This window comes from Streptomyces sp. NPDC047880 (assembly GCF_040706515.1).
In the GTDB taxonomy this organism is placed as follows: domain Bacteria; phylum Actinomycetota; class Actinomycetes; order Streptomycetales; family Streptomycetaceae; genus Streptomyces.
In genome coordinates this window covers 121,494-127,902 of record NZ_JBEZOK010000018.1, presented here as the reverse complement: position 1 = coordinate 127,902, position 6,409 = coordinate 121,494, and the positions used below count along the sequence as shown (strand labels likewise).

Annotated in this window: 6 protein-coding genes; all 6 read right to left on the bottom strand. The window is 73.7% G+C overall.

Going from position 1 to position 6,409, the window contains the following annotated elements; genetic code table 11:
- Nucleotides 1–248: 248 nt before the first annotated feature.
- A complete protein-coding gene (locus AB0937_RS25405) occupies nucleotides 249–548 on the bottom strand; it encodes a hypothetical protein (RefSeq protein ID WP_366714483.1) in 300 nt (99 codons plus the stop codon).
- 148 nt (nucleotides 549–696) lie between these two features.
- The gene (locus tag AB0937_RS25400) at nucleotides 697–1,458 is read right to left on the bottom strand and encodes a class I SAM-dependent methyltransferase (RefSeq protein WP_366714482.1); all 762 of its coding nucleotides are present in this window, start codon (nucleotides 1,456–1,458) and stop codon (nucleotides 697–699) included.
- A 90-nt stretch (nucleotides 1,459–1,548) separates the two neighbouring features.
- Nucleotides 1,549–2,745 (bottom strand): aminotransferase class V-fold PLP-dependent enzyme, encoded by a 1,197-nt coding sequence (locus tag AB0937_RS25395; RefSeq protein ID WP_366714481.1) that lies wholly within the window; start codon nucleotides 2,743–2,745, stop codon nucleotides 1,549–1,551.
- A gap of 5 nt (nucleotides 2,746–2,750) precedes the next feature.
- Nucleotides 2,751–4,070 carry a pyridoxal-phosphate dependent enzyme gene (locus AB0937_RS25390; protein WP_366714480.1) on the bottom strand — a complete coding sequence of 440 codons (1,320 nt, stop codon included), beginning with the start codon at nucleotides 4,068–4,070 and terminating at the stop codon, nucleotides 2,751–2,753.
- Nucleotides 4,067–5,533 (bottom strand): alanine racemase, encoded by a 1,467-nt coding sequence (locus tag AB0937_RS25385; protein WP_366714479.1) that lies wholly within the window; start codon nucleotides 5,531–5,533, stop codon nucleotides 4,067–4,069. Before AB0937_RS25385 ends, AB0937_RS25390 begins: the two co-directional genes overlap by 4 nt.
- Nucleotides 5,534–5,849: 316 nt before the next feature.
- Nucleotides 5,850–6,395, bottom strand: coding sequence for a DUF488 domain-containing protein (locus tag AB0937_RS25380; protein ID WP_366714478.1), 546 nt, complete (start codon nucleotides 6,393–6,395; stop codon nucleotides 5,850–5,852).
- Nucleotides 6,396–6,409: the final 14 nt, after the last annotated feature.

Below are 6,409 nucleotides of genomic sequence, written 5' to 3'. Positions count from 1 at the left end.
GCTGACAGCACCCCGCCCCCCGCCCGACCCCCGGGGCGGCCCCCCCTCGGGGGGGGCCCCGGTTCCGGGACGCCCGCCGAGCCTGTTCCCTTGCGGTCCGGGACGTCTCCCTCGGCGTCGCCCTGCCGGCCGTGGGCCACGGCCGCACCCTGCTGGAGCGCTGGTGCGACCGCACCGGCCACCGGCACGCCATGGCCTGAGACCCGCCGGCCCGGGCGTCCGCGTCCGTCATCGGACCCGGACGCCGGTCAGTGGTCGTCCCAGTGGCCGTCGTGGGCCGCGTGGCGGTGGCCGTCGTGCACGTAGTCCGTGTGGTCGTCGTGCCGCACGGCCAGATGGCCGCAGGTGTCGCCGTGCTCGTGGTCGTGGTTCCGGTGCACCGTGTGGCCGGCGTTCGCGCACTCGTCGGCGTGCCCCTCGTGCATCCGGTGGATGTGGCCGTCGTGGGCGTAGTCGGTGTGGTCGCCGTGGGGGAAGGCGAGATGACCGCAGTCGTCGCCGTGGGTGTGCCCGTGGTCGTCGTGGGTGGCGTGCTCGGCGGTGGTCATGGGGGCTCCTCGCGTGTGCGCGTGACCGCTCGCGGGGCATGTGCCGAGACCGGCGGGGCGATGTCGACGTGGAGCGGTCTCCGCATGCAGTGTCGGAGCGCCCGCGCCCGCGCGCACCCGGTGGGGGGCGGGCGAGTGAGGCACACGGCTAGCGCACCGCGACGACCACGCAGCTGTCGCCGTACTGCCACACCGGGCCGGCCTGGGCGAAGCCGGCCTGCCGGAGCAGCTCCACGTGGGCGGGGAGGGGGAGGTCGGCGGGGCGGCCGGTGTCGCGTGCCGAGCGGCAACGGCGCTCCGCCAGCAGGTCGGTCAGCTCCGGGTCGTCGCCGACCCCGGCCCACCAGGAGTCCCAGTCCTCCTGGGCGAACACGCGCTGCCGGCCGGCCCGGCACCGCCCGACGTGGGCGGCGATCCGGGCCGGGCCCGTCTCGCCCGGCGGGAGGTGGTCGCCGTTGACGAGGACGCCCCCGGGGCGCAGCAGCACGGCGAGCTGCCGGTAGGTGGCGAGCAGGGTGTCGCGGTCGAGGTAGTGCAGGGCGGTGGTGGAGACCGCCGCGTCCAGCGGCCGGTCCAGGCCCAGGGCCCACGTCCAGCCGGGCGCGCCGATCTCGGCGTCGACGTAACGGGCCGCGTCCGGATGGTGGGTGCGGCCCAGCTCCAGCAGGAGGGGGTCGCGGTCCACCGCCACGATCTCCGCGTCCGGCAGCCGCCGGACCAGCCGGGCCGCGAGGGAGCCGGGCCCGCAGCCGAGGTCCACGACGAGGGGGCGGGCGGCACCTCCCGCGGTGGCGTGCTCGACGACATCGGCGATCACCGTGAACCGCTCCTCGCGGTCGACGGCGTACCGCTGCTGCTGGAGCTCCCAGCGCTCCACCCATCGCTCCGCCGTCGCCAGACTCAGCCCCATCCGGTCGCGTCACCTCGCCGTATCGCACCTGACTCCTGCCGTTCCGAGCCTACAGGTGGAAACGGTTCCCATTACGCGTAGCGGGCCGTGTCACGGAAGTGCGGCGAGAACCGACAGCAGCCGGTCGATCTCCTCAACGGTGTTGTACACATGCAGACTCACCCGCACCGAACCGGTCTTCTCGCCCGAGTCCCCCTGGCAGTGATGGTCGGAGCGGACCATGAAGCCGTGGCTGAACAGGATGAACCCCAGATCGCCCGAGTCGATGGCGCGGTGCCGCAGGGTCACGATGCCGAGGCGGCGCTGCACGGCCGTGTCGGCGGCCAGGCTGAGCGGGCAGCCGAGGATCTCGTAGGCGTCCAGCCGGCGCAGTCCCTCCGTGAGCCGGGTCGCGAGGTCGGCCGTCCAGCGCTCGATCCGGTCGAGGCCGGCCGCCTCCAGCCAGTCCAGAGCCGCTTCCAGCGAGGCGATGCCCACGGTGTTCGGGGTGCCGCTCCACCCCCCGGGCACGAACGCAGGCCCGCGCGCCTGCCGGGCCCACACCGCACCGGAACCGGGCAGGGCCAGCGCCTTGTGCCCGGAGAACACGACGAAGTCCACGTCCAGCTCGGCCACGGAGAAGGGCAGATGGCCGACGCTCTGCGCCGCGTCCAGGCAGATGACCGCCTCGGGGCCGACGGCCTCGCGGATGCGCTGCACGTTCATGTCGCCGCCGTACACGTGGTGCACATGGGTGGTGGCGACGAACCGGGTGCGCGGGCTCGCCCGTTCGGCCAGGACCCGGTGGTCGTAGTCCCCGGAGCCGCTCTGGTACGGCATCGGCACCACCCGGATGCGCACGCCCTCGCGGGCGAGCAGCCGCTGGGCCTCCCGCCACGGCGCGATGTTGGCCTGGTGGTCGGCGTCCGGGACGACGATCTCGTCCCCGTCGCGCAGGAAGCCCGGCAGCCAGTCACGGGCGAGGGTGCGCAGCCCCTCGGTGGTGCCGCCCGTGAAGTGGACGGCGGAGCTTTCCGGCCGGGGGTCGCCGAGGAACCGCGCGACGCGCTCACGGGTCCGCTCGACCAGCTCCGTGGTCCGGTTGGCCCAGGTGTAGGTGCCGCGCGCGGAATTGGCGTTGGACGTGGTCAGGTACGTCTGCACGGCGTCCAGCACGGCCTGCGGCTTCTGCGCCGTGGCCGCGCTGTCGAGGTAGGCCAGCCCGGGGTGCCCGGTGACGATGGGGAACTGGGCGCGCAGCGCCCGCTGCCACGCGTGCGGATCCTGGGGTGGGATCGGTGTGGTCATGCCGGTCAGTCCCGTACCAGGGGCGCGCCCGCGTCCCGCCAGGCGATGATGCCGCCGGCCAGGCTGCGTACGTCCGGGTGGCCCATCCGCGTCAGCAGCGCCGCGTACCGCGCCGACTGCTCGCCGACCGGGCAGGCCAGCAGCACCGGCCGGCGCCGGCTGAACGGCAGGCCGCCCCGGACGAGTTCGGCGAACAACTCGTCGACGATGTTGACCGATCCGTCGATGTGCAGCGCCGCGTACGCGTACGGGCTGCGCAGGTCGACCACGAGCGGCCGGCCGGTGTCGATCCAGTGCCGGGCCTCGGCCACGGTGACCGACGGCGCCCCGCCGACCTCGGCGTCGGACAGGTCGGCCGGGGAGTTCTTCCGGGGCGGCCGGCCCAGCAGATCGGGGCGTCGCTGCCGGACGTAGCTCAGATAGCTCTCCACCCGGTCGCAGACGATGAACACCGCCGTCCGCCGCTCGGCCGACTCCTCGTCGACGGTGCGCAAGTGACGGACCGCGCCGAAGTAGGCGGCCCCTCCGGTGGGCCCGCCGAGGATGCCGCAACGGCGGTTCAGGGTCAGCATCCCCTCGATCGCCTCGTCGGAGCTGACCGGCTCGACCGTGTCGTACGTCTCCGGGTCGAACAGGCCGACCTCCTGCACTTCGTCGATGGTGCGGATCCCGGGGATGAAGTCGGACTTGGCCGAGACCAGCCCGACCACCCGCACCGACGGATCCTCCTCGCGCAGGGCGCGGGCCACGCCCGTGGAGGAACCGGCGGTGCCCACGCAGGCGACGAACCAGTCCGGGACCCGGCCGTCCAGGTCCTTGACGATCTCCGGCCCGGTACCGGTGAGATGCGCCTCGGTGTTGCGCGGGTTGAAGTACTGGTCGGTGTGCAGATAGGCGCTGCCGGAGGCGGCCAGCGTCCGGTGGAACAGGGTCAGCGGATCGTCCGTGGCGGTCGGGTCGAGGCACTCGCTCTGCCCCGGCAGTTCCTCGATCTCCGCGCCGAGCAGCAGCAGGAGGTCCTTGATCTCCGGCACCCGCATCCGGTTGGTGACGCTCTTGAAGCCCAGGCCGTGCATGCCCGCGATGACCGCGAGGGCCTTGGCCGTGTTGCCGCTGGACAACTCGACCACCTGGCTGCCGTGTTCCACCGCCTCCGTCAGCAGCGGTCCCGCCATGCTCCAGGCGGCCCGGTCCTTGACCGAGCCGAAGGGGTTGAGCATTTCCAGCTTGGCGTACAGATCGATGGTGCGCAGACCGTGCACCGCCGGGTCTATCCGCACCAGAGGGGTGTTGCCTATCGCCTCGGTGATGCTGTCGTACCTCACTGGGCTCCCCTCGAGGGCGTGATCGGCCAGAACTGGTCGTCGAGGCACCAGCGCCAGGCGTCGCCGTCCTGCCAGGCGGCGACCTTGCGGGCGGCGGGCTGGTGCTGGGCGCGCGTGGCGTGGAAGTCCATGGCGTAGGCCGCGGTGTTGGCGAAGGCCAGCAGGTCGCCGGTTTCCGGGCGGCGGGGCAGGAACACCGTGCGCCGGGTGATCAGGTCGGTCTCCAGGCAGAGGCTGCCGAAGAGGTGCACGGCGACGGGCCCGCCGCCCGGCCCGGCTCCGCCGCGGGGGACGACGACCGGGTCCATCAGCACCCCGTGGTCCTCCAGGGCGATGTCGTCCGACTTCGCGGCCAGCCGTACCTGCAGTGGCCCGCCGGCCATGGGGTCACGGACCTCCAGGACCCGCGCGAGCGAGAGTCCGCACTGGTCCAGCAGCGCCCGGCCGGGCTCGCTGTACAGGTCGTACAAGTGCTCCAGCAGCAGCGCGGCCAGCGGGCGCCCGCCCAGTGCGGCGGCGGGCTGCGCCAGCAGCTCCTCCAGGTAGGCGGCGCCGGCGACGGACCGGTGGGCGGGGTACACACCCAGCGTGCCGCGCAGGGTGCCGGACTCGTTGCGCAGCCCGTAGCCGTGCCCGCCCCACGTCAGCGGCGGACGCCGGCCGAGGACGGCCTCGGTGAGCCCGCTCGTGTACGCCTCCCACTGCTCCCGCTCGGCGAGGTAGTTGACGCCGAACCCGCCGCCGATGTCCACGGCCCGCGGCCGTAACCCCCGGGTCCGGCACAACTCCAGTGCCCCCAGGCTTCCTTCGAGGGCGGTCGCCTTCTCCGTGACGCTCGTCGTGTCCAGGTGGAAGGCCACCCCCGTCGCGTCGACCGCGTCGGCATGCCGCTCGACAGCCTCCAGCAGCAGCTCCAACTCCCTGACGGGCGTGCCGAAACGGCTGCGCCGGCTCAGCACCTTCACGCCCGGTGTCTCGAAGCCCGACAGCCGCAGCAGCACCCGCACCGGCGCGAGCGCGTGCTTGCGCACCAGGGCCGCGAGCTGGTACAGCTCGGCGACGGCGTCCACGCCGACCGTGACCCCCGTACGGGCCGCCAGCCACAGGAACTCGGGGTTCTTCGGCCCCGTGGCCATGATCCGGCCGGCGTCGAAGCCGGCCCCCAGCGCGTGCTGCAACTCGCCCAGCGACGCGACGTCCACGCCCGCGTCCGTCGCGGCGAGCCGCCTCAGCAGGGCACTGGACCGGTTGGCCTTGTGGGCGTAGAAGACCTGGCCCGACAGATGGTGCGCGCGGTACACCGACCGGAACCGCTCGAGGTTCTCGGCGATCTGGTCCGGCACCACGACGTGCAGAGGTGAGCCGAGCGCGTCGACGAGCGAGTGCAGCGTGCCGCGTGCCGCCGTGAGCGACCTCAGCCGTGGCTCCAGCCGCGGTTCGAGGTACAAGGGCCGGCCGTCCATGCGCGCTCCCCCTCCTGAAGCCGCAGCACCCGGCATCCGGGCACGTCGGACACTCCCCGCGTTTCGCCGTATGACCCCTATCCATTCTTCGGTCGCTTTACGCCCTGTAAGGCCCGGGCCCGGGCCTCGCGCCGGTGCACGGCGGATCACGGACCGGGCCGTGGCGCGCGCCGGGCGCGGGGCGGCGGCATCCGGCACCCGCCGCCCGCCCGCCCCGTGCCGCACGCAAGCGCCCGACGCCCCGGGGATGCACCGGCCACGGCCCGGCCGCCACGGGCCACGACCGTCACGGCGGTGAACAAGCTGTACTGACGGCTCAGCCGCGGGCCGGCCCGGTGGGGGCGTCGTACACGAGGAGCCCGTCCTCGCGCAGACGGGCTCCCGGTGTCGGTGCATGAGCACTCAGGCGCCCGTCGTGCATGAGGTGCCGGGCGGGTACCCCGCGGGCCAGCACCGCGAAGTCGGCGATCAGACGGCGGTGACAGCGCCACCAGACCGCCTCGCTGCACATCACGGCCGTGCGGGCGCCCGCCGCCTCGCGCAGCAGGCGGTCCATCGCGGAGACGAACTCGGGGGAGCGGGTGTGGGCGGCGTACCCGCGGAAGGACACGTTGCGCCACACGACGTCCGGACTGTCCGCGGGCAGGGGACGGAACCCGCCGAGGGCCGGTTCCCACCGGTAGGCGATACCGGCGTCCGGCAGCCACTCGGCGAGCCGATCCCGCAGCAGATCGGGATCCCGGCGGCTGCCGGGCGCGGTCCGCACGTCCACGACGGCCGCCACACCGGCATCCCGCAGCAGCCCGCCGATCCGCACCCGGCCGGCGGTGCTGTGGCCGAAGGTCAGCAGGTGCGTGTCCACAGGTGCGGACTATC

What these genes read in the sequence shown, in the direction of transcription:
- AB0937_RS25405 (WP_366714483.1), bottom strand. Translation starts at nt 548, where the DNA reads ATGACCACCGCCGAGCACGCCACCCACGACGACCACGGGCACACCCAC.
- AB0937_RS25400 (WP_366714482.1), bottom strand. Translation starts at nt 1,458, where the DNA reads ATGGGGCTGAGTCTGGCGACGGCGGAGCGATGGGTGGAGCGCTGGGAG.
- AB0937_RS25395 (WP_366714481.1), bottom strand. Translation starts at nt 2,745, where the DNA reads ATGACCACACCGATCCCACCCCAGGATCCGCACGCGTGGCAGCGGGCG.
- AB0937_RS25385 (WP_366714479.1), bottom strand. Translation starts at nt 5,533, where the DNA reads ATGGACGGCCGGCCCTTGTACCTCGAACCGCGGCTGGAGCCACGGCTG.